The organism is Microbacterium sp. HM-570, assembly GCF_054165885.1.
Genome location: NZ_CM135111.1, coordinates 1389583 through 1416027 on the forward strand (window position 1 = coordinate 1389583; position 26445 = coordinate 1416027).

Consider the following 26445-nt stretch of genomic DNA (forward strand, 5'->3'; position numbering starts at 1 on the left):
CTCATGAACGGCTTGCTGCGCTTCATCACATCCGCCAAGACGTCTTGGATCGTGCTCGTTCTCGCGGCTCTCGCAGCGGCCGCGCTCTTCAGCATCGCGGGGGGCGAAGAGTCCGAAACAGCACCCTCGGTCGGCCTGCCCGACAGCGCCGAGTCCGTCCAGGTCGATCAGTTGCGGGAACAGTTCCCGAGCGCCGACGACACCTCGGCCCTGCTGGTCTTCGCGTCCGAAGAGGGCGAACTGGACGCCGGCACGCTCGCGCTGATCAACGAGAACGCCATGGGCGAGCTCGCGGACCTCTCCCGCGAGGGATTCGTTCCTCCCGCGCAGGTCTCGGACGACGGGACGGTCGCCCTGGTCGTCATGCCACTCGAACCCGAGTCGGACGTCGCCGCGCAGAGCGAGCGCGCCCAGGAACTCCGGGACGCGGCATCCGCGGATCTCGACGGGGTGCGGGTCTATCTGACGGGTGCCGAGGGGTTCGAGGTCGATATCGCTGCCGTCTTCGCGGGGGCCGACTTCACCCTTCTTCTGACAACCGTGATCGTCGTGGCCGTGCTGCTGCTCATCACCTACCGCAGCCCCTGGCTGTGGCTCGTCCCGCTCGTCGTTATCGGGGTCGCGGATGGGCTCGCCGGCATCGTCGCGCGACAGGTGGCGAGCGCGGTCGGCGTGCAACTCGATGCATCCGTCACCGGAATCCTGTCGGTGCTCGTCTTCGGCGCGGGAACGAACTACGCGCTGCTGCTCATCGCGCGATATCGCGACGAGTTGCGCCTGCACGAGGATCGCCGGGTCGCGATGCAGCGCGCCCTGCGCGGCGCGGGCCCCGCGATCATCGCGAGCGGCTCTACCGTCGCGCTCGCGCTGCTGACCCTGCTTCTCGCCGAGCTCGCCGGCAACCGGGCACTCGGGCTGGCGTGCGCCGTCGGCATCGTCGTCGCGATGATCTTCGCGTTGTTCGTCCTTCCCGCGGCACTCGTGCTGTTCGGGCGTGGGCTCTTCTGGCCCTACATCCCGCGCTTCGGCTCACCCGATGCCGTTGCCCGGAGCGTCTGGGGCAAGCTCGGGCGTGCGGTTTCGAAGCGTCCGGTCATCGTGGCTACGGGTGGCTTCATCGTGCTCGGCGTGATGGCCAGCGGGCTGTTCTTCGTCCAGACCGGGCTCTCGCAGAACGACAGATTCCTGCAGAAGCCCGAGGCCGTTCAGGGGCAGGAGGTCCTCGCCGAGGCTTTCTCGGCCGGAACGACCTCGCCTTCCCTCGTCATTGTTCCCCTGGACGAAGCCGAAGAGGCCGAGGGTGCGCTGGCCGCCCTCGACGGCGTCGACTCCGCGGCGACCGGCGAGACGACAGACGACCTCGCCCGGATCGACGTCACGCTCGGCGCGAACGCCGAGACCGAGGAGGCATTCGCCACGGTCGAGCGGATGCGCGCGGCCCTCGACAGCGTCGGCACCGGCGAGGGGCTCGTGGGTGGGCTCGACGCCCAAGCCCTCGACGTGACGAACGCGCAGGCCCGCGATCAGGCTTTGATCATCCCGCTGATCCTGGTGCTCGTGCTCATCGTCCTCGTCGTGCTGCTGCGAGCGCTCGTCGCTCCGCTGCTGCTCCTCCTTGCGGTCGTGGCGAGCTTCTTCTCGGCGATCGGCCTGAGTTGGTGGCTCTTCCAGACCCCGCTCTTCGGCTTCCCCGCCATCGACACAAACGTTCTGCTCTTCAGCTTTTTGTTCCTCGTTGCGCTCGGTGTGGACTACAGCATCTTCCTCGTGACGCGGGCGAAGGAGGAGTCCGACCACCTGGGCATCACACAGGGCATGATTCGCGCGCTTGCCGCGACGGGCGCCGTGATCACGAGCGCCGGAATCCTGTTGGCCGCGGTGTTCGCCGTGCTCGGTGTGCTGCCGCTCATCACGCTGACCCAGATCGGCATCATCGTCTGCATCGGCGTGCTCATCGACACGCTGCTCGTCCGCACGGTGGTCGTTCCCGCGCTCGCGTTCATCACGAAGGATGCCTTCTGGTGGCCGCGTAAGCCGAAGCTCCGCGATGCGGATGCCGCGGCGCGCGGCGCGGATGCATTGGCTGTGGCGCCGGTGGCGCCCGTTAGGTGAGCCAGCAACCCGGCAGGTCACTCGTTCTGATTGGCATCCGGAGGCCATCCGACCGATAGCGCAAGCGATCCACGGACCCACAACTCGATGTCACCCCGCGAGGGCAAACGCACGACCGACAACCCGGGCGTCTCGGCGTCCAGCCGAGTAACGCGATCGCGGTACTTGTGGTGCCTCGACACCGCCCACCGGACGATGTGTTCGGGGTTTGTCAGGCTGCGCCGAAACGGCTGTTCGATGTTCCCGTTCCAAAAACTCTTCGCGACGGATGCATCGACGCACGACGCGCCGGAAGGTCGTGGTCCAGATAGGCAGATCTAGCCACACCAACAGTTGCGCTCGTGTACTGCCACTCCGGAACCCAAAGGAGGCAGATGTAACAGGTGTAACAGTTACATTTGTTACGTGCAGCTTGCCAACAGGAGTGATGACTCACTCATGACGATGGCTCGCCAGGTTCGACACGAACAGCTCCGCAGACGCGGCAGCACACATACGTGTGTCGCCTGCGGGAATGAGTTCGTCGCCCGGAGTGGTGCGAAAACTTGCTCGACAGCCTGTCGAGTCCGTGCGCAACGTGAAGCGCTCCAGGTTTTGTGCCGCTCCTATGCGGGTTGCGGCTCTCGGTTGAGGGTCGCGTAGTGGGCTTGCTCGAACTCGGCGGGTGGGACGTAGCCGAGGCTCGAGTGAAGCCTACGAGTGTTGTACCAGTTGACCCAGCCGGCGGTCGCGAATTCGACGTCTGCGATGGTCCGATACGGCCCGTCGTGGAACACGGTCGTGCGGATGCACTCGGCCTTGTAGAGCCCGTTGATCGTCTCCATCAGCGCGTTATCGAACGCGTCGCCGACGGACCCGATCGAGGGTGCGATGCCATCGAGCGCCAGCTTCTCGGTGTAGGCCAGCGAGACGTATTGAGACCCGGCGTCCGAATGTGCCCGCAGCTGCTCGGGCTGGACCGGGTGCCCATCACGCGCTCGTTCCCAGAGGGCCATGCGCAGCGGGATCATCACCAGCTCGACGTGCTTGGTGGTCTGTGCGTGCCAGGCCACGATGCGTTGCGAGTAGACATCGACGATGAAGGCGACGTAGACCCAGCCCGCCCAGGTGCGGCAATAGGTGAAGTCCATCACCCAGGTGTGATCCGGCCGGGGCGCGGTGAAGTCGCGGTTCAGCAGGTCGCCGGCACGGACCCCGTCCTTGGCGGGGATCGTAGTGCGGGTGCCCTTGTCGCGACGGATTCCCGACAGCCCGAGCGAGCGCATGGCCCGGTCGACCGCGCCTCGCGACGCGCCGGGGATCGACGTGCGGCGGATCAGCGCGGTCATCTTCCGCCGCCCGTAGAGGCCCTCGGGAGTCAGCACGCGACGCATCGTCCCGTTGCGTTCGACAATGGTCCATGCCGCGGCGCGGACAGCGTCCTGGACCTGCGCGTCCGTGATCGTCCGCACTGCGACGATGCCTTGCCGGTGGGCTCGGTAGGTGCGCGCGGCGATCTTCACGCCCTGCGCTTGCAGGACCCGGATGATCGACTCGACCGCGTGACCTTCGGCTCTCATCGTGTCAATGAAGCCCAGCATCAACGGTTGCGGGGGTCGAGTTCCCCCGCGAAGAAAGTCGTCGCAGCTCTCAGGATCGCGACATCCTCCCGCAGACGACTGTTCTCGGCCTTGAGCCGCTTGATCTCGGCATGCTCGACGCTGGTGATCCCGTCGCGGGTGCCGTCGTCGATATCGGCTTGCAGCACCCACCGGCGCACCGACTCGTGGCCCACGCCGACCTGGCGGGCAACGGCCGCTGACGCGGCCGTCAACGAGGGATACTCCGAACGATGCTCACGCACCAGCCGGACAGCGCGCTCACGCAGGGCAGGATCGATCTTCTTCGGCATGACATACATCCTTCCAACTCAAAAGGATGCGGCATCAAACCTGGGGCGCTTCAACGCGCGCGTTCCCGATCAACCGGAAAGGAGCACCGCGTGATCGGTGTCGGATACGAAGGAATCAGCGTCGACCAGTTGGTTGAGCAACTCAACTCGGACAATGTCGAGGTGCTGGTCGACATTCGATTGACCCCCCTGTCTCGTAAGCCTGGGCTGTCCAAGCGCGCACTGTCGGAGGCGATGTCGGCCGCAGGCATCCGTTACATCCACGACCGTCGGCTCGGCAATCCGAAGGAGAATCGTCCCGCCTACGCCGACGCCGCGTCAGACGAGGGCATCGCGGCGCGCGTGAGCTACTGCGAAATGATCAGCAGCGGTGACGGCGCCGCGGCGGTGCTCGAGCTGGCAGCTCTAGCCGAGCGTCACACCGTTGCCGTGCTGTGCTACGAAGCGGACGAATCGCACTGCCACCGCCAGCAGGTCATCACCGCAGTGTCGGACGTCCAGTCATCAGTGCTCGTCTAGGTCGAACAGACCGACGCGCGTAGCGATGCCTTCCGGCGGGTAATACACCGTTCGGGCACCGTCCCACGACACTTCTGGTGCGGGTGCGCCGGTATCGCTGTGAGCACTGCTGTCGAACGTGGCGGGAGGACACGACGAAGGCTGCGCCCCGGCGGGCGAAGATCTCTCGAGGCGGGCTCACGTGGGCGCTGACCGGGATCGTGATCGATCACCTGACCGTCTCCCGTGCTGCGGCAGGGCTGGGGGTGTCGTGGCATACGGCGAACTCCGCGATCATCGCCGAGGGCAAGCGTCGTCTCATCGATGACCCTCACCGGTTCGACGGGGTTACCACCATCGGTGTCGACGAGCACGTCTGGCGACACACCCGGCTCGGCGACAAGTACGTGACCGTGATCATCGACCTCACCCCGACACGGAACAGGACCGGTCCCGCCAGGCTGTTGGACATGGTCGAGGGACGCTCGAAGGCCGTGTTCAAGCAGTGGCTCGCCGGCCGCCCGAAGGCCTGGCGCGACGGCGTCGATGTGGTCGCGATGGACGGGTTCACCGGGTTCAAGACCGCCGCAGCGGAAGAACTCCCCGACGCGGTCCCGGTGATGGACCCGTTCCACGTCGTCCGCCTCGCCGGCGACGCCCTCGACCGGTGCCGGCAACGCGTCCAACAGGCCACCCTCGGCCACCGCGGCCGCGCCGGCGACCCGCTCTACACGGCCCGACGCACCCTGCACACCGGCGCGAACCTGCTCACCGAGAAGCAACGCGCGCGCTTGGAGGCGTTGTTCGCTGGCGATGAGCACGTCGAGGTCGAAGCGACCTGGGGCATCTACCAACGCATGATCGCCGCCTACCGAGAACCCGACAAGACCAAGGGGAAGACCATGATGCAAGCAGTCATCGACTCCGTCACCAGCAGCGTCCCCCCAGCCCTCGTCGAGATCCGTCGCCTCGGCCGGACCCTGAAACAACGAGCGGTCGACGTGCTCGCGTTCTTCGACCGACCCGGCACTTCGAACGGACCCACTGAGGCCATCAACGGCCGCCTCGAACACCTCCGCGGCTCCGCCCTCGGCTTCCGCAACCTCACCAACTACATCGCGAGATCGCTCCTCGAGTCCGGAGGATTCAGACCCCAACTACACCCTCGATTGCGATGAGCCGCAATTCCGCGTCGTTGAGGGCGGGTTTGCGGCCCGGGTGGTGATCGCGGGTGAAGCCGATCGCGGGCAGGATCCGGTCATCGAGGTGGACGTAGAGTGTGATCAGGAGGGTGTTGAGTTCAGTTTTCACACACCGGGGTTAACACCCTCCGCCTGCGATTAACAGCATCCACGCCGACCCAGCCAAACGGACTCACTCATTTAGGTCTGCGGCCGTCAACACGCCCACACTGCTAGGGCGCGACCGGCCACCTCGCCCTAACACCGAGATGCCGAAGCAACACCGGAGAGTCAGAGGGTGAGGGCCATGGACCGAACGTCGGGCCTGTCGCCCATGGGCAGGTGCTGGAACCCGGCTCGCTCATAAATTACAACGGCCGGCGCGTTGTCGGCGATCACGTTCAGCGCGATCCGCCTCGCGCCGAACGACCGAGCACTCTCTACAGCCAAGCCCACCAACGCGCCGCCGTAGCCGCGACCGCGCTTGGCGGGATCGACAATCACTCTGCCGATCCGCGCCGTCTCGTCAGCCAGCGACAGGTCGAAGTGTCCGATCAGAAGCGACCCATCGTCGACCATCACAAACGCGATTACGTCACCAGTCACGGTCATGGCTGCCAGCTGATCCACTGTCAGCGGCCACACCAACCGGGATCCCGTGAAGAGGTACAGCGCCCTCGCCTCGGGAATCCAACCGATCACCGTCGAAATGTCGACATCCGCGCGCTGCCGGAGGCTCAGCATGACGTCCTCATTCAGAGACCTCAATCACGATCCTGCTGCCAGCCTCGATGACACCCGGCCCCTTGTCGGGCGTCGGCGCCGGGGCGGGAATCTCCTGCTCGGCCTCCCACTCGATCCGCGCGTTATGAGCAGACGGGTGAAAGAGTTCGTCGAATCCGAGCAAACCCGCAGATGAGGGTGCCGTGGCATCGCCAGCATGATGGCGCCGGCGTGTTGCGATTCCCACCACCCCAAAGACGATCGGGATGGCGAGCACGATCCCGATTGCACCCCACCCGAGGAATTCGCTCATACGCCCCAGGGTAGAAGCAGCATCCTTGCTGCAACTCCACCGCGGGACGGATCCGCTGACAAGATTCCTGGCCGCACCAAACATCCGTGCAGCCACTGACAAGCTGCGTGGCAGCGCTGACAGTGCGCATGACCACCGACAGCCGCAGAAAAAATCACAAAAAGATAACGACGAACCCTTGCTCGCCGTTACCTCGCCGTTATAGAGTTCACGCACGGAAGTTGTTTGCTGTGGCAGCTCCCGACATGTGATTGCAGGACACTCTTGGTGCAAGGGACAAGGGCCGGTCAGAAGCCTCTCTGACCGGCCCTTCACCGTGTGTGCGGCAAGCCGCGGGGATCAGTCCTCAACGACCCGGACGACGACCTCGATGTTGCCCCGCGTCACGTTCGAATACGGGCAGACCAGGTGCGCGGCATCGGCCAGAGACTGTGCCTGTTCGGCGGGAACGTCGGGAATAACGACCTCGAGTTCGACCGACAGGCCGAACCCGCCCTGGCCGTTCGATCCGATTCCTACGCGCGCGCCGACACTCGTGTCGTGCAGCGCAACCTTCTGGCTGCGCGCGACGCTCAGCAGAGCGCTGTGGAAGCACGCCGCGTAGCCCGCGGCGAAGAGCAGTTCGGGGTTGAGCGCGTCGCCGGAGCCGCCCATCTCTTTCGGCACGCGGACGTCGACGTCGAGCAGCCCGCCGACCGTTGCGACATGGCCGTTGCGGCCATCGCCGGTTGCGAGGGCTTCTGCGGTGTAGAGCGTTTCCATGGCGGAGCTTCCTTCTTCGTTGTGTGACGATCGGGTGGACGTTTGGTTTGGCAGCGGCTCTACGCGGATGCAGCGGCGATAGATGCATCCACGGCATCCGTGTACGCATGCAGATCGGCGAGCAACGCGCGCGCGGCGGCGGGTGAAACGGCGAGGCAACGGCGGATCTCGTCGCTCACGTGAGCAAGCTCGTCGCGGAGCGCATGCCCCTGAGCGGTCAGATGGATCGACACGACGCGCGCGTCATCGCTCGAGCGTGTGCGAGCGACGTGACCGAGCTTCTCGAGCCGCGAGAGCAGGGGCGAAAGAGTTCCCGAATCGAGCGCCAGGTCGCCCCCGAGCTCGCCGACTGTGCGCGGCTCGTGCTCCCACAGCTCGACCAGAACGAGGTACTGCGGATACGTCAGCCCCCACGGCTTCAGGATGCGTCGGTAGGCCTGGGTCGTCGCACGGCTGGCCGCATAGAGCGAGAAGCACAGCATGTCATCGATGATCCGGCGATCGGCGTTCTGCGATGCGGTCATATGCAGAAGCATTGCACGCAATTTAGTTGTGCACAACTTATAACTCATTGATCGTGCCGTCAGGGGACGACCACGTGCGCCCATCCGCAGACCGATCCCAGCCGAGTCATCCTCACGACTGAGGCCGGGTCATCCCTTCGCCGGACGACCCCCGTGCACGGGATTCGTAGCGTGGAAGCATGAACACAACTTCCCCTGCCCCGGGCCTCGCGGCCCTCGGCTTGGTCTCCATCGTCCTGATCCTCGGCGGCTGCACGGCATACGACGCAGCGGCACACGGCAGCGTCGAGACCAACTTCACGAACGCGACGGAGTTTGCACGGGAGCACTCCGGCATCGCGAGCTGGCTTCCCGCCGACGCACAAGCGATCACGGCGGTGGATTCCACCCGGGCGGAGAACACCATGACGGTCCGCTACGACTCCGCGACCGAGCCGGAGGGCTGCGAAGCGGTCCCGCGCACGTCCTCGCCGACCATGGACGTCGAGAGCGACATCGATGTGTATTCGATCGATTCGGTACTGCTGTGCGATGACTGGGCCATCGCTCACGAGGGCAATCAGTGGCTTGCCTGGACGCCCGCGACCGAAGCTGAGTGACGACGCCCCATGGGGACCATCACGACGGGCAGCGCCTGAGGACGTGTCAGGAAATCACAGAAACATAACGACAATCCTTGCCCATCGTTACCTCGCCGTTATAGAGTGCAAGCACGGAAGTTGTTTGCTGTGGCAGCTCCCGACATGTGATTGCAGGACACTCTTGGTGCAAGGGACAAGGGCCGGTCAGAAGCTTCTCTGACCGGCCCTTACTCTTGCGCGGAGCTCACACCGGAGGCGACTACACCCCGCCGCCGCCACCTCCGCCACCGCCACCGCCCGCGGAACCGCCGCCGGATGACCCACCCGAGGTCGACGCCGTTGACGAGCTCGTCGACAGGGAAGAGATGCTCGATGAGAAGGCAGCCGCGCTGAACGCACTCGTGCCGTAGTACCAACCGGGCGTCGAGTCGCCGTAGTAGACGACGATGTGTTCGGCCCACTTCTTCTCCTGACCGAACACCACCGCGTAGGGCAACAGGCGCTCGTACAGCCTGATCATCTGGCGCGGATCGTCGACGGCGATCGACGAGCGCTCGGCGCCGCGCGGAGACTGCAGCATCCGGATGCGGTCCGCCTCCGCCCACTCGATGAACAACTTCACTCCGGCGAGGTGGTCGCGCAGCTCAGCCCCGCGCGATGTCAGCGGACGGCGCGAGACCAGCACGCCCGCCGTGATCGCGAGAATGGGCGCCGCGATGAGCAGCGGAACAGACCATGCGGGTGTGATCCCGCCCTCGAGACCCACAACGCCCAGAATCACGGACGCGACCGCCGCGAGCACTCCGACGAGGATTGGCCGAGCTCGCACAATTCCCGGCACCTCACGGCGCACACCCATCGCCGCGAGCGTCGCATCCGCCTCCTTCAGGATCTTCTGCGCCGTTCGCGAAACCCGAGCGTCACTCTTGCCGAGCGTGAACGTCGTCTGCCCGTCGGGGAACATCCCGTCGAGCAGCTCCCGGCCGTTCTCGTCGGCCCGCGAACGGTCCACCAGTTCGAGTTCGAACGTCTGACTGCCCCACTTGCGCTCGCCCTCGACGATTCGAATCGAGCCCGCGATCGCCTGCTCCAGCACCTCCGCCGGAATGCCCTTCGTCGGCGCACCCCACAGCACCGCCGACTCGAGCGCGTCGAGCCCCGGCGGCGGGTCGTACTCGGCGATCACCGTCGGGCGGCCCGGCTCATCACGCAGCCGACGCCGCCGGATGACCGCGGCCCAGACCACGGCCAGCACAGCGACGAGCGTCGCCCCGCCCTGCAACCATCCGACCGGCGAAGCAAAGGGAGACGAATCGAACGGGACGAAGGTGCCCGGTTCGAAGGCCACCGCGATCGTCATCGTCTGCCGCGGCGCCAACGGTGCCGCGCGAGCCGTAACCACGGCTCCGGCCGAGTCGGTCGCCATCAGGATCTCGCAGCGACCCGTCGAGCCGGTCGAGCCCTGATAACACGCGACGTCGCCGGTAGCCGCTGGGGCCAGGTCACCGTCGAGCATCAGGCGCGCAGCCACTCGGTCGAACGATTGTGCCCATTCCTCGCCGTTGACATCCCAGTACAGCTCATCGGTAGCGGTGTCGTCGAGGCCCCGCGTGACGTTCTGCAGGTCCTACGTGAAGACATAGGTCTGCGCGCCGTGCATGTAGTCGTCCGCTCGCGAGGTCACGATGAGGAAGTCGTCTTCGTCGTCGGTCTCGACGGGCCTCTCGGCACCTGCCTCGTCCGTCACCGAAACGAGAGAGGGGAAGAGGGGCGTGTTCAGATAGCTGTTGGGGATCAGCCGCCGCATGCCTCGGTTCTGGTCGGACTCGGGGAAGACGGCGACGAAGGTTTCGACCACCCGCATCCGGCTGGTGCCGTCTTCGACCCGCGTCAGCGTGTATTCGACGTCGAGGCTCGCAAACGAGAAGTCGTCGACGTCGCCCGGAACGGCTGCGGCATGACCCGGTCCCACGCCCCGTTCGGCCGCGGATGCGGATGCGACACCGCCACCTACGCCCAGAGCGACGACCAACGACACCGCGATCGATATCGCGACGATCAGTCCCGTTCGAAGCAATGCACGCATGGGCCCAGCCTAGACACGGGCACTCCGCGACCCGCCCGCCACCGGCCGTAGGCAAGTAGCCTGTACGGCATGACGAACCGCCGCCTCGCCGTTGAAGCGTGGGAGAGTCTGTTCCGCGCGCAGCACGAGGTGTTCACCGAGATCAGCAGCGACTTCCGCGGCACCGGCCTCGAACAGGGCGAGTACGACGTGCTGCTGACCGTGACACGCGGACCCGAGATGACCGCGCGACTGCGCGATGTGACCGCACGGATGCTCGTCAGCCAGCCGTCCGTCTCTCGCCTCGTCGACCGCATGGTGGTCCGCGGCCTGGTCACCAAATGCGCCGACCCCGATGACGGTCGCGGTGCGCTCGTCCGCGCGACCGAGGCGGGTGCGGCCGCTTTTCGCGCCGTCGCGACGCAGCACGCACGCACGATCGCCGAGCGGATGTCCCGGCTCAGCGACGACGAACTCGAAGCGCTCCGCGGCCTGACGGCGAAACTGCGCGAAACGACCGACTGAGCACGCCGCAAACGACGGATGCCGCACCCCGGAGGGCGCGGCATCCGTTGTACACGCGGTTCTGACTACTGCTCGATGAGCTGCGGCCCCGAGGAGTCAGCTCCCGACTCGCGCGCTGCGATGACGGAAGCATCGGCATCCGTCGCCACCTCGATCTTGCGTGGCTTGGCGCGCTCGCTGACGGGGATCGTCACCGACAGCACGCCGTTGTTGTAGCTCGCAGAGATGCGGTCGGTGTCGACTCCCTGACCGAGGTTGAGCTGCCGCAAAAAGCTCGCCGCTTCACGCTCGCGGGTGATCCACTTGACGCCGTCGCCGGCCGCAAGGGTGCGCTCGGCGCGGATCGTCAACAGTTGGCCGTCGACGTCGATGTCCACCGACCCCGGGTCGATCCCGGGCAGATCGGCGGTCAGCACGTAGTGGTCGCCATCGCGGTAGAGGTCCATCGGCATGCGGCGGGGGCCTCGCCGCGCATCCAGAAGGCTCGTCGCGAGGCGGTCGAGGTCGCGGAACGGGTCGTATGTCGCCATGGTGGTGTCCTTCCTTGTTGCGCCGGATTCGCGTCCGGCAATGAACGGGTTCGATATGGAGTTGATGAGTTGAGCCGACTCGACTCAACAATCACAGATTAGCACTCGACGTATGAGAGTGCCAATAATTCGATCCCGCACCGCGGACGTTTTCATCCAGCGACAACCGCACCGACGTCCCTTGCCGGGCCCGTGGTGAACTTGCCATGCTTGCGAACACGAGCCCTGAACGATGACGTCGAGGATCACCATGACTGCCACAGCGCCCCGAACGATGAATGCCGCCGTGCTGCGCGCGGATGGACCGGGGCTCGAGATCCTCGAGGTTCCCCGCCCCGTGCCGCGGGCGGGAGAGGCGCTCGTCAAGGTCATCGCGTGCGGCGTGTGCCACACCGACCTGCACGTCATGAGGGGCGAGGTGCGCTTTCCCCGGCCGGCGGTGATGGGCCACGAGATCAGCGGCACGCTCGTCGCGTTCGGTGACGACACTCCCCCGACCACGGGACTCGCGATCGGCGACACGGTCATCGGGGCCTTCATCATGCCCTGCGGCGACTGCCCCGCCTGCTCCCGCGGGCGTGACGACCTGTGCGCGGAGTTCTTCGGGCAGAACCGCCTGAACGGCACGCTGTACGACGGCGAGAGCCGCCTCTCGATGCCGGATGGCTCCTTCCTCGCCATGTACTCGATGGGCGGGCTTGCCGAATACGCCGTCGTGCCGATCACCGCGCTGACGCGATTGCCGGACGACCTCGACCCCGTCACATCCGCCGTCCTCGGATGCGCCGCCTTCACCGCGTACGGTGCCGTGCACCGCGCGGGCGATGTCCGACCGGGCGAAGCGGTCGCGATCGTCGCGGTCGGCGGCGTGGGCAGCGGAGTCGTTCAGATGGCCCGCGCCGCGGGCGCCGACCCGATCATCGCGATCGACGTCGCCGACGACAAACTCGAGGCCGCCATGGCCCTCGGCGCGACGCACACGGTCAACTCGCGCGAGACCGATGCCGCCACCGCCGTCCGCGAGATCACCGGCGGTCTGGGTCATGGTCTGGGTGTCGACGTCGCCTTCGAGGCGCTCGGTCACCCCGCCACTTTCCGACAGGCGATCGGCTTGCTCGCCGACGGGGGCCGGATGGTCGCGATCGGCATCGCGGCCGGCGACGCGGCCGCCGAGGTCGAGATCACCCCCCTCGTTCGCCGCGGCTACACGATCACCGGATCGTTCGGTGCGCGCACGCGCGAGGACCTGCCCGCGGTCGTCGACATTGCCGAGGCCGGCGGGTTCGACACCGCACGCCTTGTCACGCGCCGCTACACCCTCGACAATGCAGATGCCGCGTATCAGGCACTCGCCCGGGGCGAGATCACCGGACGCGCCGTCGTCGTCATGGACTGACCCGATCTACGAACGAAACGAGAACAATGACCACGCGCATCCCGCACTGGATCAATGGCGAGCGCCACGACTCCGATGACCGCCGACTCGGCACGGTTTACGACCCCGCCACGGGCGAGCAGAGCGGCGCCGTCGTGCTGGCCGAGCCCGCCGACGTGGACGCTGCCGTGGCGGCCGCAACGACCGCATTCCCCGCCTGGCGAGACACATCGATCGCGCGCCGCCAGGCCATCCTGTTCCGGTTCCGCGAACTGCTGGAGCAGCGCAAGCCCGAACTGGCAGAGCTCATCACGGCCGAGCACGGCAAGGTCGTCTCGGACGCCCTGGGCGAGATCGCCCGCGGCCAGGAGGTGCTCGAGTTCGCCCTCGGCTTCGCCGACATCCTGAAGGGCGACTACTCGGTGAACGCCTCGACGGGCGTCGACGTCTACTCCTTCCGCCAGCCCATCGGTGTCGCGGCGATCATCAGCCCCTTCAACTTCCCGGCCATGGTGCCGATGTGGTTCTTCCCCATCGCCCTGGCATCGGGGAACACCGTCGTCCTCAAGCCGAGCGAGAAGGACCCGTCCGCCGCGATGTGGATGGCGGAGCTTCTGACCGAGGCCGGGCTACCCGACGGGGTGTTCAACGTGGTGCACGGCGACAAGGTCGCGGTCGATGCACTGCTGGAGCATCCGGATGTCGCGTCCATCTCGTTCGTCGGGTCCACCCCGATCGCGCGCTACATCTACGAAACGGCCGCGCGCCACGGCAAGCGCGTGCAGTCGCTCGGCGGCGCGAAGAACCACATGCTCGTGCTGCCCGACGCCGACCTCGACCTCGTCGCCGATGCGGCGGTCAACGCGGGCTTCGGTTCAGCCGGCGAGCGCTGCATGGCCATCTCGGTCGTCGTCGCAGTCGAGCCGGTTGCCGATGAGCTCATCGCGAAGATCAGCGAGCGGATGGCCGGGCTCCGCATCGGCGACGGGCGCCGCGGCTGCGACATGGGCCCCCTTGTCACCCGCGAGCACCGCGACAAGGTGGCCGGGTACATCGACGTGGCGGCGAGCGACGGCGCCGAGATCGTGGTGGACGGTCGGGGTGTCGTTCCCGACGGAGCGCCCGGCGGTTTCTGGCTCGGCCCCACCCTGCTGGATCGGGTTCCGACCACATCGGCTGCCTACATCGAGGAGATCTTCGGGCCGGTGCTGTCGATCGTGCGCGTCGCGACCTACGAAGAGGGCGTCGAGCTGATCAACTCGGGCGCGTTCGGCAACGGTACGGCGATCTTCACGAACGACGGTGGTGCCGCCCGGCGCTTCCAGTACGAGATCCAGGTCGGGATGATCGGGGTCAACGTGCCAATTCCGGTACCGGTCGCGTACCACTCGTTCGGCGGCTGGAAGGCCTCCGCGTTCGGGGATTCGAAGGCCTACGGCCGACAGGGATTCCACTTCTTCACGCGAGAGAAGGCGGTTACGGCACGCTGGCTGGACCCGAGCCACGGCGGCATCAACCTGGGGTTCCCGCAGAACACCTGATCAGTCGCCGAGCGACCCGAACACGTGCAGGTCGAGCTCGGCGCTCAGCAGGTCGCAGGCCTTGCTGCCGCGGACGCTCGTCCCCTGCTCGTCGAGGGGCGGGCTGATGACCGCGGCGCCGAGGGTCTCGGGCACCGAAAGCACGATCGCGCCCGAGACGCTCGACTTCGCGGGGATACCGACCCGGCGCATCCATCGTCCCGATCCGTCGTACACACCGCACGTGGCCATGACCGACACGACATCGCGCGCGACTGCGGCGGGGACGACGCGCTTGCCGGTGACCGGGTTCACTCCGCCGAACGCGAGCGTCGCACCCATCACGGCGAGCGCTTCGGCGTCGACGAGCACGGCGCATGCCCGCGCGTAGACCGCGACGGCGTCGTCGGCGGTGATCCGTAGGGTGCCCTCCGAACGCATCAAGTGCGCGAGTGCATGGTTTCGGTCCCCGAGCAGGTGCTCGTTTCGGGCGACATCCTCGTCGACGGTGAGCTCGCGCCCGGCGAATGCCGACAGACCGCGCAGGATGCGTTCGTTCCGCCCCTCGACACCGTCACCATCGACGACCGCAGCGGTCAGCAGGGCACCCGCGTTGACCATGGGGTTCGGGGGACGCCCCGTACCGCTCTCGAGCTTGATCGCATCGAACGCCTCGCCCGTCGGCTCGATCCCGATCCGGTCGAGCACGTCACCGTCGGTGTCGAGCAGGGCGAGGGCGAAGAGAAACGGCTTGACGGCGGACTGCACGCTGAACGCGACGTCCGCCTGCTCGGTCGTACGGACGGATCCGTCCGGCAGCACGATCGCGATGCCCAGCAGCTCCGGGTCGGCCTCGGCGAGCTGAGGGATGCTGTCATCCAACGCACCACCACTCTCACGTATGACACGGTCGCGCAGGTCCTTGAGGTCGTAGGTGCGGGCGTCGCGACGTGAAGGCATAGCTCCCAGACTGTCACGCGTCGCTCCGGCCATGGCCGCTACCGCCTGCGTGTGTTCCCCGCTGCCTGTGTCAAGTCCCGCGACACGAATCACCGGTCCTTGCAGAATGGAACGTGTGAAACGCATCTCATTTGCCGACCGTACGATCCTCATCGACGACGAGACGTCCGACTGCCTGATCGAGTACGCGGCGCTACTGGGTGCCGAGCAGTCGGCCGACACCGTTCGTATCTGCGGAATCGGTCAGGACGGCGATGATGTCGAGGCGGACTTCGTCCTCAACGCCGCATCCAACCTCATAGCCGAGTCGACGCATTCCGCCCTGCAACCGCCGGCGAACCCCGAAGCGATCTCGTACATGCGCGAGAAGATCAATCTGCTTCGAGTCGGGCCCAGGGCACAGCCGGCCGAGCCCGAAGAGATCCCCCACGGCGTCCCCGGCATCGACGAGATCTAGCCCACCCCTTACGCTCGGGACGTGACACGCATCCAGCGGATACTGCGCCCGGCAACGCACGATGCGCCCGCGTTCCGTCTCGCGTACACGAGGTCGGGGCCACGAACGGATACTCCGCTCGTCGTCATTCCGGGGGGCCCGGGGCTGGCGTCGATCCAGCCGTATCGAGCCCTGCGGCGACGGGCGGCCCGCGGCGGCCTCGACGTCATCATGCGGCGATCAGCTACTTTCCGCTCGGTCTGAGCTGTGCGGTGATCGGGTTCACGACGTTGCCCATCATGTACATGACGGGGCGCGTGACCGCAGGGCTGACCGAGCACATCGGTTTGCGCATCGCCGCTTACGTCGTGTTCCTGATCGCGCTGGTCGGCCCGTTCCTCGTCCTCACCTGGACCTGGTCCCGGTTTCCGACCCTCTCGGGTCGTGTCACCGAGCTGTACGCACGCCTCACGCACGGCGACTATCGGTGGGCGTCGGCCGCGCTGCTCGGGGCCGGGGGGCTGGTCTTCATCGGTTTGGCCGTGTTCGCTGCCCGCTAGCGTGGCGGTCCCCGGGCGCACGCGTGCGATGCGCCAAGTCGCGGCGGAACCGTTGGGGGACTACCGTCGAAACCATGGTCGACCTGAACGAGAACGACACCGTCGAGGCAGAGCCTGCCCGTCCGGAGCCCACATTTGCCGACCTCGGTCTCGACGACGCGGTCATGAAGGCGTTGAAGGATGTCGGGTACGAGACGCCCTCCGCCATCCAGGCCGCCACGATCCCCCCGCTCCTCGCGGGCCGCGACGTCGTCGGCCTCGCTCAGACCGGAACCGGAAAGACCGCTGCGTTCGCCCTGCCGATCCTGTCTCGACTGGATCTCTCGCAGAAGACTCCGCAGGCCCTCGTGCTCGCCCCCACCCGCGAGCTCGCCCTGCAGGTGTGCGAGGCGTTCGAGAAGTACGCGTCGCACCTGCGCGGCGTGCACGTTCTCCCGGTCTACGGCGGACAGGGCTACGGCCAGCAGCTCTCCGCGCTCCGCCGCGGCGTGCACATCGTCGTCGGTACCCCCGGCCGCATCATGGACCACCTCGAGAAGCGCACCCTCGACCTGTCGGAGCTGAAGTACCTTGTGCTCGATGAGGCTGACGAGATGCTCAAGATGGGCTTCGCCGAGGATGTCGAGACGATCCTGGCTGACACCCCCAAGACCAAGCAGGTCGCCCTGTTCTCGGCGACGATGCCGGCGCAGATCCGTCGCATCTCGGCCCAGTACCTCAACGACCCCGAAGAGATCACGGTCAAGACCAAGACCACGACCTCGGCGAACATCACCCAGCGGTATCTGATCGTGTCGTACCCGCAGAAGGTCGATGCGCTCACCCGCATCCTCGAGGTCGAGAACTTCGAGGGCATGATCGTCTTCACCCGCACCAAGAACGAGACCGAGACGCTCGCCGAGAAGTTGCGGGCCCGCGGATACACCGCCGCCGCGATCAGCGGGGACGTCGCCCAGGCGCAGCGCGAGCGGACGGTCAACCAGCTCAAGAGCGGCAAGCTCGACATCCTGGTCGCAACGGATGTCGCGGCCCGAGGTCTCGACGTCGACCGCATCAGCCATGTGGTCAACTACGACCTGCCGATCGACACCGAGTCGTATGTCCACCGCGTCGGCCGCACGGGCCGCGCGGGACGCACGGGCGCGGCGATCAGCTTCGTCACCCCGCGCGAGCGCCGCATGCTGACCTCGATCGAGCGAGCCACGCGCCAGCCGCTGACCGAGATGAAGCTCCCGAGCGTCGACGACGTCAATGCGACGCGCTTGACCCGGTTCGACGACGCGATCACGACCGCCCTCGCGGATCCGGCACAGATCGGGCTGTTCCGCGACATCGTCGCGCACTACGTCGAGCACCACGACGTCCCCGAGGCGGACGTTGCGGCGGCCCTCGCCGTCGTGGCACAGGGCGACACGCCTCTGCTGCTCGACCCGGATGCCGCACCCGAGCCTCGTTTCGCGCGGGATTCGCAGGACCGTCCCGAGCGTGGTGGGCGTGACCGCAACGAACGTTCCGATCGTGGCCCCCGTAGCGGCGCTCGAACGGGCGGTGGTGCGCGAACGACCTACCGGATCGCCGTGGGGCGCCGGCACAAGGTCGAGCCGCGCCAGATCGTCGGTGCGCTCGCGAACGAGGGCGGACTTCGCCGAGAGGACTTCGGCGCCATCCAGATCCGCCCGGACTTCTCGCTCGTCGAGCTGCCGGCCGACCTCCCGCGAGACACCCTCAAGCGCCTCGAGAACACCCGTATCAGCGGCAAGCTCATCGAGCTGAAGCCGGACCGCTTCGCCGGATCCGCAAAGCGCGAGGACCGCCCGCCGCGTCAGTGACCGCGCGTCTCTCTGTCACGGGCGGATGCCGCCACGCGACGCTGTGCAGTGGGCCTACGGCTTTCTGTTAATGCCCCGTCACTGATTCGAGAATGCTGCATCGAACGAATCGGTCGGCGTCTTCCAGAGCTTCGACCGAACGAAGGCGACGGCCTCGGCGGCTCCGTGCAATCGGTCCATTCCGGCGTCCTCCCACTCGATGGAGATGGGGCCGCGGTAACCGATTGACTCCAGCGCGCGGAAGGCATCCTCCCACGGAACGTCACCGTGCCCTGTCGACACGAAATCCCAGCCGCGACGGGGGTCGCCCCAGGGCAGGTGCGATCCGAGAACACCGGCACGGCCGTTCAGCGGACGCAACCGCGTGTCCTTGCAGTCGACGTGATAGATCCGCTCGCGGAAGTCCCAGATGAAGCCGACCGGATCGATGTTCTGCCACATCATATGCGAGGGGTCCCAATTGAACCCGAACGCCTTGCGGTGCCCGATCGCCTCCAGCGTGAGAACGCTGGTCCAGTAGTCGTATGCGATCTCGCCCGGGTGGACCTCGTGCGCGAACCGCACACCCTCGGCGTCGAACACGTCGAGGATCGGGTTCCACCGTGCCGCGAAATCCTCGTAGCCGGCGTCGATGACAGATGCCGGCACGGGCGGGAACATCGCCACGTAAGGCCACACCGATGACCCGGTGAACCCCACAACGGTGTCGACCCCCAGCCGACGCGCCACACGAGCGGCCCGCTTCATGTCCTCCGCGGCCCGCTGCCGCACACCCTCCGCGTCCCCGTCACCCCACACCTGCGGGCGGAGGATGGCCTTGTGCCGGAAGTCGATCGGCGAGTCACACACCGCCTGGCCCGCGAGGTGATTGGAGATCGCGTACACCTGCAAGCCATAACGATCGAGGATCTCGAGGCGCGACGCAAGATAACCGGGATCGTCTTCGGCGCGCTGCAGATCGAGATGATCGCCGGAGGCCGCTATCTCGAGGCCGTCGTAGCCCCACGACGCCGCCAATCGTGCGACCTCCTCGAACGGGAGATCCGCCCACTGCCCGGTGAAAAGCGTAACCGGATGCGTAGATCCGCTCATGCGGCATTCACCTCCCGTTCGTTCACGGCGAAGACGTCGACCCACTGACCAGACATCGACGACGCGATCACCGCTTCCGTCAGCCGGGCAGCGCGCACGCCATCCGCGAAGGTCGGCAGTCCGTCGACTGCCCTGCCCTCGATGGTTGCGTGCACATCCCGCATGAACAACGAGAAGCTGTCCTGGTAGCCCTGCGGGTGACCCGACGGGACGGTGACATACGGATCGACCGCCTCGTCAGAGAACGTCTCGTAACCCTTGGGCAGAACGGAGACACCCTCGATCGCCCCAACCCAGAGGTCGTCGGGCTTCTCCTGGTCAAAGGCGTACGATCGGGTCTCGCCGTCCAGGGAGAGCCAGAGACGGTTCTTGCGTCCCGGGGTCGCCTGCGAGATCACGACCGATCCGGTCGCGCCGCGGTCGGTCTGAAACATCATGGTCACGCCATCCTCCGTCAAGACGGGGACTTCGCCGTCGTCTGAATGGCGTGTGTCGTGCAACCGCGACTGCAACGCGTGCAGTCTCTGGATGCGGTGCCCCGTCGTGAACTCGAAGAGGTCGCACCAGTGCACGCCGATATCAGCGAAGGCCCGGGATGCCCCGTCGGTCAGACGCCAGTTGTAGCTCGACTGGTCCGAAAGCCAATCCTGCAGGTAGTGCCCGTGAGCCAACCAGATCCGCTCGCCCGACTTTGCGATTCGGGCGCGCATCTCGCGCACCGTCGGGTAGAACCGGTAGACGAACGGCACCGCGGTCACGACCCGGGCGGTGTTCGCGGCGATCTGCAGCCGCGAGGCGTCCGCCGCGGTGAGCGCGAGCGGCTTCTCGCAGATGACGTGCTTGCCGGCGTCGATCGCCGCGAGAGCGAGCGGCAGGTGCTGCGCGTTGGGGGTGCAGATGTGGACCAGGTCTACGTCGGGATGAGCGACGAGCTCTTCCGGAGTCAGAGCGAGCGGCACATTCGCTTCGTCCGCCGCGGCCCGGGTGCGCCCAAGGTCGCGGCCGGCATAGGCCGACACCGTGCCGCCGATCGACCGGACGGCGCGCGTGTGGACGCGGCCCATGAATCCCGTGCCGATGATTCCGCTCCGGAGGGGTGGACGGTTCATCACTTCTTCCTCGAGAGGGCGACAGCGGCGATGATGATCGCGCCGCGCACGACCTGCTGCTGTGCGACGTCCAGTCCGGCGAGGATGAGGCCGTTGTTGATCAACCCCATGAAGAGGGAACCGAACAGGGTGCCGATGATGGCACCGCGACCACCGAACAAGCTCGTGCCGCCGAGGATCACCGCCGCGATGACGGTGAGTTCATCCCCCTGGCCCCATTGAAAACGGCCCGACTCGAGGCGTCCCGCGTAGAGCATGCCCGCCACCGCCGCCGCGACGCCCGACATCAACAGGACCGTGAACTTGATGCGCGCGGTATTGATGCCCGTGTAGGCCGCGGCCGTCGGATTTCCACCTGTGGCGAGCACTTTGCGTCCGAATCCGGTCCGGTTCATCACGAGCCACCCGACAGCCACCGCAACGACGGTCCAGACGAGCAGCCCCGGTACGGGCCCGAAGTCACTGCCGCCGAAGATCGTGACGTAGAGGCGGTCCGTGATGGGCTGCGGGGCGGACGAGGTGATCCACTGAGCGAGCCCGGCCGCGAGTCCCAACATCCCCAGCGTCACGAGGAACGACGGGATCTTCAACAGCGCGACGAGGCCACCGTTGATGGCGCCGATCACCGCGCCGGCGAGCAGACCGGCGAGGATTCCCGGCACAAGGCCGAACTGCGCCGTCGTCATCGCCGTCACGACGGACGCGAGGCCCGCGATCGAGCCGACGCTCAAGTCGATCTCGGCAGCCGCGATCACGAAGGTCATCGCCACGGCCATAATCGAGATCGTCGCGGTCTGCCGGACGATATTCAGCATGTTATTGGTGGAGAGGAAGCCGTCACCGCCGAGGAATATCGCGAAAAGGACGAACACCACTACGAACGCGATGTAGATGATGTTGCTGCGCCAGTCCAGACGGGTGATGGCGCGGGACAAGAGGGAGGGCCGGGTGGCCGGTGCGGCGCTACTCATGCTGCTGCTCCTTGAATGATGAGTTGAAGCTGTTCTTCGCTCTCGACATCGGTGCGGGCGAGCTCCTGAACAGAGCGCCCCTCACGCATGACGACGATGCGGTCGGCGACCGCCAAGAGCTCGGGTAGTTCGGAAGAGATGAACAGCACGGCATTGCCCTGAGAGGCGAACGTGCGAACGATGTCGAGAATCTCCGTTTTGGTACCGATGTCCACGCCCGAGGTGGGTTCGTCCATCACGAGAATGCGCGGCTCTGTGTTGATCCACTTCGCCACCACGACCTTCTGCTGGTTGCCACCCGACAGCTGACTAACGGGGGCATACGGGTCGGCGACCTTCACCGCAAATCGTCCGACGAGTTGTTCCGTGAGCGCCCGCAGCTTGCGGGGGGACAGGAAGCCCCCAGCCTTGACGCGATCGAGCACCGGAAGAGTCAGGTTGTCGGCGACGGAGTGCTCGAGCACGAGGCCCTGTTCACGCCTGTCCTCTGGGATGAGCGCCACACCCGCCTGCTGGGCGGCGATCGGCGAAGAGAAACGCACGCGGGCGCCGTCGATGTTCAGGGCACCGCGGGTAGGTCGATCCATCCCGGCAACGACGCGGGCGAATTCGGTACGACCGCTCCCCATCAGTCCGGCGAGACCCACGATCTCACCGGCGCGGATGGTGAGCGACACCGACTGCAGCACGGTGCTGCTGGCGATGTCTTCCGCGCTCAGAAGCACCGGAGCGTCCGCCTCGAGCGCGCGGTCTTGATAGACCAGGTCGCTCGCGAGTCGCCGACCGATGATGGCCTCGATGATCTGGGCGGCACTCAGCTCGGCCACGACCGAGGCGAGCACGACCCGGCCATCACGCAACACCGTGATGCGATCAGCGATCCGACGGATCTCATCCATCCTGTGCGAGATGTAGACGATCGCGATGCCACGACTCTTCAGAGTCTCGATCAGGGCGAACAGGTTCTCGACCTCGTGCTTGGCGAGGCTGGCGGTGGGCTCGTCCATAACCAGGACGCTCGCGTCCTTGGCGAGAGCCTTGGCGATCTCCACGAGCTGCCAGTACGCCGTCCCCAGATCTTCCACCCGCGACCGGGGATCGATCGAGACGCCCAGGCCGTCGAAGATCTCCTTCGCGGCCCGCTCGGCGGCGCGATCGTCGACCAGCCCGATGCCGTCCTTCAGCTCGCGGTTGAGGAAGATATTCTGCGCCACCGTCATCGAAGGAATGAGGCTGAACTCCTGAAAGACCATCCCGATGCCAGCGTGCTCCGCATCCGCTGTGCTGCGGATGTCGACGGGCTCGCCCGTGACTTCGATCGTTCCCGACGTGATCGGATGCACCCCCTGGAGCACCTTCATCAGTGTGGACTTGCCCGCCCCGTTCTCACCCGCCAGGGCGTGCACCTCGCCGGCGACGATGTCCATGTCGACGGACTTCAGAACCTCGACGGGTCCGAAGCTCTTCACGATCGCCCGCATACGAACCGCGGGGGCACCGGCGGGCACGTCAGCCATCCGAAGCGAGCGCTTCTGTGGCATCCGGAACAGCGACCCACTGGCCCGTGCGGCCCGATTCCAAGATCGCGTCGTCGACGAGCGCGGCCTGGTAACCGTCGGCGAAGTTCGGTGACACCGTTCCGCCCTCGACCACGGCCTTCAGGAAGTCGTGGGCCTCGATGATCTTGGTCTCTCCATAGCCGATACCGAGTGCGGGAATCGGCCACAGAGATTCGCCGTACGGGGTGTTCGGGCCCGTGTAGACGGTGCGGAACCCACGACGGTCGGCGGCATCGCCTTTGAACGCGACCTGCAGCTCGTCGCGGTTCTCGTAGTTGAAGAAGATCGATCCCTCGGTGCCGTGGATCTCGAAGGTTATGTAGTTGTTCCGGCCCCATGCATTGCGCGTCGCCTCGATCGAGCCAACGGCGCCCCCACGGAAGCGAACCAGGGACATCGCTTCGTCGTCGACGTCGACGGGACCCCGCGGACCGTCGCTCTTCGACGAACCGCCCAGAGCATCTAGACCACCGGACTGCAGCGGGCGGTCCGGGATGAAGGTCGACACGACCGACGTGACCTCGGCGATCTCGCCGACGAGATACCGAGCGAGATCCACGACGTGCGAGCCAATATCACCGACAGCGCCGGATCCGGCGACATTCTTCTGGAACCTCCAGCTGAGCGGCGAGTTCGGGTCGGCGCTCCAGTCCTGCAGGTAGGTTCCCCGGAAGTTGAGGATCTCGCCGATGGCACCCTCATCGATGTATTTCTTCGCCAGCACCACAGCGGGTGTGCGGCGGTAGTTGAAGGCGACGGCAGTCACGATGCCGGCCTTCTTGGCGGCCTCATACATCCGCCCCGCCTCTTCGGCGGTGGGTGCGAGGGGCTTTTCGCAGATGATGTGCTTGCCTGCCTCAGCCGCGGCGATCGCGATCTCGGCATGCAGGTTGTTCGGAGTCGCGATGTCGATCACGTCGATCGACGGATCGTTGACAACATCGCGCCAGGACGACGACGATCCCTCCCACGCGTAGCGGTCCGCAGCGGAGCGGGCGAGTTCGTCGGTGACGTCGACGAGGATCTTCTTCACCGGACGCGCCGGCGCCGGCCAGAAGAACATCGGCATCGCGGCGTACGCGAGCGAGTGAGCCTTGCCCATGAATCCGCCACCGATCATGGCGATGTTGATGTCCTGCATGTTCTGCCTTTCGTTCACGTTCGGATGTTCTGTGGGGACGGCCGCTCGAGCCGTCCCCACAGAACGGACGGGTGAGGTCGGGTTAGTCGACGTATGCGTCACGCACGGATGCGGGCGCTTCGGAGTCGTAGACGAGCTCCCAGGCCTCGAGAACGTTCTCGTGGTCTACGGGCAGCGAGCTGAGCGCCACGTACGCGGGCACGTCGATGCCGAGGAAGCTGAGCGCGGCGAGGTCCGCCTCAGCGACTCCCTGGTCGTACGGCAGCTGGGCGCCGAGACCGACGATCATCTCCCCCTTCGCGAGGGCGATCGCAACGTTCGTACCGAGGTCCTGCGTCGCGATCTTGATGTCGGTGCGACCCGTCTCGCGGGCTGCGGCGAGGACACCCTCGGCCGGAACGTCCCAGACGGCCCAGATGCCGTCGAGGTCGGCGTTGCGCGTGAGCATCGCGTTCGCCACGCCCTGTGCGTCACCGGCGAAATCCGGTCCCGCGATGCCCTGCTCCTGCACGATCTCGATGTTGGGGAACTCGTCTTCGATCGTCTTCTTGAAGCCGTCGTAGCGCTGCTGCGTCACGAAGAAGTCGGCCTCGTGGTAGATGATGCCGATCGTGCCCTCGCCGCCGAGCGATCGCGCGAGGAGGTATGCGGAAGTCACGCCATTGCCGTAGTTGTCGGCCGAAACCATCGACACGTAGTCCTGTCCGGCAACGAAGCCCTCGGGCACGTTATCCATGAAGACGAGCTTCACGCCCTGTGCTGCGGCCTTCCGGTAAGCGCTCGCCGTCGCGACCGTATCGGTGGGGATGGAGACGATGATGTCGGGGTTCTGGGTCAGCACGGTTTCGATCTGCGAGACCTGGGTCGCCGGGTCGAAATCGGCGTCGGTCGTCGCGATAACGTCGATTCCCAGTCGATCGAACTCGGCGTTGAGCCCGGCGATCTGAGCGTTGGCCCAGTCGTTGCCTCCGTAGTGCATGACGATCGCCGCCGTCAGACCCATCGCTGCGACCTCTTCGGCCTGTGCATCCGTCACGACGGTGGCGTCGACGGAAGAAGGCTCCTCTCCGTTCGGTCCGGTGCTCAGCACCTGGCCCGTGATCTCGGCGAGCGCGGCGTCGATCTCGGCAGAGATCTCCGGGTCCACCTCGTTCGATGTTCCACCGCCGGCGGGCGTGCAACCCGCCAACGCGACGATGCTCACGGCCGCGGCGAGCGCAACCATCGTTGTCTTGAGTTTCATCCTTATTGCTCCTTTGCTGTGGGACTGCGTGATTGACAAGCGAGGGTGGAACGAATTGCGATCAGGCGAGTTTGCTGGCCTGAAGGAATCGAAGACTTCGTGAGGCGGCGGCGTCCTGGTCGCCTGGGTACCCGTCGAGTTCGACCGTGATCCAGTCGTCGTAGCCCGCCTCGACGACCGCGTCAATGACGGCATCAAGATCCAGTACGCCCTCGCCGAGCGGCAGAAACGCGTTGGTCGTCGCCTCGACATCCTTCAAGTGGACGTAGGCAAGACGGTCCGCATAGCGGGCGATGACGCTCGCCGGGTTACCGCCGCCCGCGGCGATGTGAGCCACGTCGGCGCAGAGGCCGATGGACGTCTCGGCGAAGAGCGCATCGATCTGATCGGGCGCCTGCGCGAGGCTGCCAAGGTGAGGATGGTAGCTGGCGACGAGGCCGGCGGATGTGGCGCGTTCCGCGATGCGGTCGAGGAACTCCCCCGCGACGCGGTAATCCTCATCGCGTCGCCCGCTGGAGCGGATCGCACCGCCCCCGATGACGTAGTGACGAGCCCCGACCGCAGCAGCGAGAGCAATCGAGCGATCGAAACGATCGAGTTCATCCTCGTGCGCATCAGGGTAGATGAAGTGGCCACCGCTGTAGACGCCAGCAACTGCGAGACCCTGTGTAGCCACGGCCTCGGAAAATACGTCGATGGACCCCTCGAACGGGAGCAGGTTTCCGTCGAAGAGCTCGAGACCGGAGTACCCGGCAGCGGCGATGGATTCCAGCGTACGGTTTACGTCCCCTGGCGTCACGTAGAAGCCTGATCCCAAATTCGTCACCGCACCGGGCGTGCCGACGACTCCGCCCCATGCGTTTGCTTCGTAAGCGAATTTCACGCTTCTACCCCCTCGTAGACAATGATGACGCGATAAATGTACCTCTTATGACATTGATCGGT

At 66.1% G+C, this 26445-nt stretch carries 26 protein-coding genes and 2 pseudogenes; 11 read left to right on the top strand and 17 right to left on the bottom strand.

Annotation, left to right across the window (positions count from 1 at the left end; all coding sequences use genetic code 11):
* Positions 1–3 precede the first annotated feature (3 nt).
* Positions 4–2112 (top strand): MMPL family transporter, encoded by a 2109-nt coding sequence (locus ACT9TC_RS06570; RefSeq protein ID WP_458042582.1) that lies wholly within the window; start codon positions 4–6, stop codon positions 2110–2112.
* Between the two features lie 605 nt (positions 2113–2717).
* Here the strand turns inward: ACT9TC_RS06570 and ACT9TC_RS06575 are convergent.
* Positions 2718–4003, bottom strand: a protein-coding gene (locus ACT9TC_RS06575; RefSeq protein WP_103663393.1) for an IS3 family transposase whose coding sequence is annotated in 2 segments (ribosomal slippage) — positions 2718–3730 and positions 3730–4003 — 1287 coding nt in all. Because the reading frame shifts where the segments join, the coding sequence is not laid out codon by codon here.
* A 90-nt stretch (positions 4004–4093) separates the two neighbouring features.
* Between ACT9TC_RS06575 and ACT9TC_RS06580 the strand changes: the two genes are divergently transcribed.
* Together ACT9TC_RS06580 and ACT9TC_RS06585 are read left to right on the top strand one after the other, a co-directional pair.
* The gene (locus ACT9TC_RS06580) at positions 4094–4522 is read left to right on the top strand and encodes a DUF488 domain-containing protein (RefSeq protein WP_458042583.1); all 429 of its coding nucleotides are present in this window, start codon (positions 4094–4096) and stop codon (positions 4520–4522) included.
* Positions 4523–4569: 47 nt separating this feature from the next.
* A pseudogene (locus tag ACT9TC_RS06585) lies at positions 4570–5679 on the top strand (ISL3 family transposase); the annotation flags it as partial.
* Here ACT9TC_RS06585 and ACT9TC_RS06590 read toward each other — a convergent pair.
* From ACT9TC_RS06590 to ACT9TC_RS06610, 5 genes and pseudogenes are all read right to left on the bottom strand, one after another.
* Positions 5651–5812 (bottom strand): annotated as a pseudogene (locus ACT9TC_RS06590) (IS982 family transposase); the annotation flags it as partial. The pseudogenes ACT9TC_RS06585 and ACT9TC_RS06590 sit on opposite strands and share 29 nt — an antisense overlap.
* Positions 5813–5973: 161 nt before the next feature.
* Positions 5974–6426 (bottom strand): GNAT family N-acetyltransferase, encoded by a 453-nt coding sequence (locus ACT9TC_RS06595; protein ID WP_458042584.1) that lies wholly within the window; start codon positions 6424–6426, stop codon positions 5974–5976.
* 7 nt (positions 6427–6433) lie between these two features.
* Positions 6434–6718 (bottom strand): hypothetical protein, encoded by a 285-nt coding sequence (locus ACT9TC_RS06600; protein WP_458042585.1) that lies wholly within the window; start codon positions 6716–6718, stop codon positions 6434–6436.
* A 339-nt stretch (positions 6719–7057) separates the two neighbouring features.
* Positions 7058–7480, bottom strand: a complete 423-nt coding sequence (locus tag ACT9TC_RS06605; RefSeq protein WP_458042586.1) for an organic hydroperoxide resistance protein — start codon at positions 7478–7480, stop codon at positions 7058–7060.
* Positions 7481–7539: 59 nt separating this feature from the next.
* Positions 7540–8016 (bottom strand): MarR family winged helix-turn-helix transcriptional regulator, encoded by a 477-nt coding sequence (locus tag ACT9TC_RS06610; protein WP_458042587.1) that lies wholly within the window; start codon positions 8014–8016, stop codon positions 7540–7542.
* Positions 8017–8183: 167 nt separating this feature from the next.
* On the opposite strand from ACT9TC_RS06610, the gene ACT9TC_RS06615 reads away from it, so the two are divergent.
* Positions 8184–8603 (top strand): hypothetical protein, encoded by a 420-nt coding sequence (locus ACT9TC_RS06615; RefSeq protein WP_458042588.1) that lies wholly within the window; start codon positions 8184–8186, stop codon positions 8601–8603.
* Between the two features lie 241 nt (positions 8604–8844).
* Here ACT9TC_RS06615 and ACT9TC_RS06620 read toward each other — a convergent pair whose 3' ends face one another.
* The gene (locus tag ACT9TC_RS06620; protein ID WP_458042589.1) at positions 8845–10116 is read right to left on the bottom strand and encodes a DUF2207 family protein; all 1272 of its coding nucleotides are present in this window, start codon (positions 10114–10116) and stop codon (positions 8845–8847) included.
* A 96-nt stretch (positions 10117–10212) separates the two neighbouring features.
* Positions 10213–10671, bottom strand: coding sequence for a hypothetical protein (locus ACT9TC_RS06625; protein WP_458042590.1), 459 nt, complete (start codon positions 10669–10671; stop codon positions 10213–10215).
* Positions 10672–10740: 69 nt separating this feature from the next.
* On the opposite strand from ACT9TC_RS06625, the gene ACT9TC_RS06630 reads away from it, so the two are divergent.
* Positions 10741–11175 carry a MarR family winged helix-turn-helix transcriptional regulator gene (locus ACT9TC_RS06630; RefSeq protein ID WP_100813394.1) on the top strand — a complete coding sequence of 145 codons (435 nt, stop codon included), beginning with the start codon at positions 10741–10743 and terminating at the stop codon, positions 11173–11175.
* 65 nt (positions 11176–11240) lie between these two features.
* On the opposite strand, the gene ACT9TC_RS06635 is transcribed toward ACT9TC_RS06630, so the two are convergent.
* Positions 11241–11705: an Hsp20/alpha crystallin family protein gene (locus tag ACT9TC_RS06635; RefSeq protein WP_036297696.1), complete on the bottom strand. Its 465-nt coding sequence runs from the start codon at positions 11703–11705 to the stop codon at positions 11241–11243.
* Positions 11706–11955: 250 nt separating this feature from the next.
* Here ACT9TC_RS06635 and ACT9TC_RS06640 point away from each other — a divergent pair, with 250 nt between their 5' ends.
* A complete protein-coding gene (locus ACT9TC_RS06640; RefSeq protein WP_458042591.1) occupies positions 11956–13101 on the top strand; it encodes a zinc-binding dehydrogenase in 1146 nt (381 codons plus the stop codon).
* A gap of 26 nt (positions 13102–13127) precedes the next feature.
* The gene (locus ACT9TC_RS06645) at positions 13128–14621 is read left to right on the top strand and encodes a CoA-acylating methylmalonate-semialdehyde dehydrogenase (RefSeq protein ID WP_458042592.1); all 1494 of its coding nucleotides are present in this window, start codon (positions 13128–13130) and stop codon (positions 14619–14621) included.
* Here the strand turns inward: ACT9TC_RS06645 and glsA are convergent, their stop codons facing one another.
* The gene (gene glsA / locus ACT9TC_RS06650) at positions 14622–15560 is read right to left on the bottom strand and encodes a glutaminase A (RefSeq protein ID WP_458042593.1); all 939 of its coding nucleotides are present in this window, start codon (positions 15558–15560) and stop codon (positions 14622–14624) included. It abuts the gene before it with no gap.
* Between the two features lie 115 nt (positions 15561–15675).
* On the opposite strand from glsA, the gene ACT9TC_RS06655 reads away from it, so the two are divergent.
* The 4 genes from ACT9TC_RS06655 (at position 15676) to ACT9TC_RS06670 (ending at position 18385) form a co-directional block, all read left to right on the top strand.
* Complete coding sequence (locus ACT9TC_RS06655; protein WP_304687017.1) at positions 15676–16017, top strand: hypothetical protein; 342 nt, start codon at positions 15676–15678, stop codon at positions 16015–16017.
* Between the two features lie 21 nt (positions 16018–16038).
* Positions 16039–16260 (top strand): hypothetical protein, encoded by a 222-nt coding sequence (locus ACT9TC_RS06660; RefSeq protein ID WP_144238012.1) that lies wholly within the window; start codon positions 16039–16041, stop codon positions 16258–16260.
* An 8-nt stretch (positions 16261–16268) separates the two neighbouring features.
* Entirely contained in the window at positions 16269–16556 is a 288-nt protein-coding gene (locus tag ACT9TC_RS06665) for a hypothetical protein (RefSeq protein ID WP_036298068.1), read from the top strand.
* A gap of 74 nt (positions 16557–16630) precedes the next feature.
* Positions 16631–18385, top strand: a complete 1755-nt coding sequence (locus ACT9TC_RS06670) for a DEAD/DEAH box helicase (RefSeq protein ID WP_100813402.1) — start codon at positions 16631–16633, stop codon at positions 18383–18385.
* Positions 18386–18463: 78 nt separating this feature from the next.
* Here ACT9TC_RS06670 and ACT9TC_RS06675 read toward each other — a convergent pair whose 3' ends face one another.
* From ACT9TC_RS06675 to ACT9TC_RS06705, 7 genes are all read right to left on the bottom strand, one after another.
* On the bottom strand, positions 18464–19477 hold the full coding sequence (locus tag ACT9TC_RS06675; protein ID WP_458042594.1) for a sugar phosphate isomerase/epimerase family protein: 1014 nt from the start codon (positions 19475–19477) through the stop codon (positions 18464–18466).
* Positions 19474–20586, bottom strand: a complete 1113-nt coding sequence (locus ACT9TC_RS06680; protein ID WP_458042595.1) for a Gfo/Idh/MocA family protein — start codon at positions 20584–20586, stop codon at positions 19474–19476. Before ACT9TC_RS06680 ends, ACT9TC_RS06675 begins: the two co-directional genes overlap by 4 nt.
* Positions 20586–21557 (bottom strand): ABC transporter permease, encoded by a 972-nt coding sequence (locus ACT9TC_RS06685; RefSeq protein ID WP_396640885.1) that lies wholly within the window; start codon positions 21555–21557, stop codon positions 20586–20588. Before ACT9TC_RS06685 ends, ACT9TC_RS06680 begins: the two co-directional genes overlap by 1 nt.
* A complete protein-coding gene (locus ACT9TC_RS06690) occupies positions 21554–23074 on the bottom strand; it encodes a sugar ABC transporter ATP-binding protein (RefSeq protein ID WP_458042596.1) in 1521 nt (506 codons plus the stop codon). The genes ACT9TC_RS06685 and ACT9TC_RS06690 overlap by 4 nt, the downstream gene beginning before the upstream one ends.
* Positions 23067–24275: a levoglucosan dehydrogenase gene (locus ACT9TC_RS06695; protein ID WP_458042597.1), complete on the bottom strand. Its 1209-nt coding sequence runs from the start codon at positions 24273–24275 to the stop codon at positions 23067–23069. The genes ACT9TC_RS06690 and ACT9TC_RS06695 overlap by 8 nt, the downstream gene beginning before the upstream one ends.
* 64 nt (positions 24276–24339) lie before the next feature.
* Complete coding sequence (locus ACT9TC_RS06700) at positions 24340–25500, bottom strand: substrate-binding domain-containing protein (RefSeq protein WP_458042598.1); 1161 nt, start codon at positions 25498–25500, stop codon at positions 24340–24342.
* A gap of 61 nt (positions 25501–25561) precedes the next feature.
* A complete protein-coding gene (locus ACT9TC_RS06705; protein WP_458042599.1) occupies positions 25562–26383 on the bottom strand; it encodes a sugar phosphate isomerase/epimerase family protein in 822 nt (273 codons plus the stop codon).
* Positions 26384–26445 lie beyond the last annotated feature (62 nt).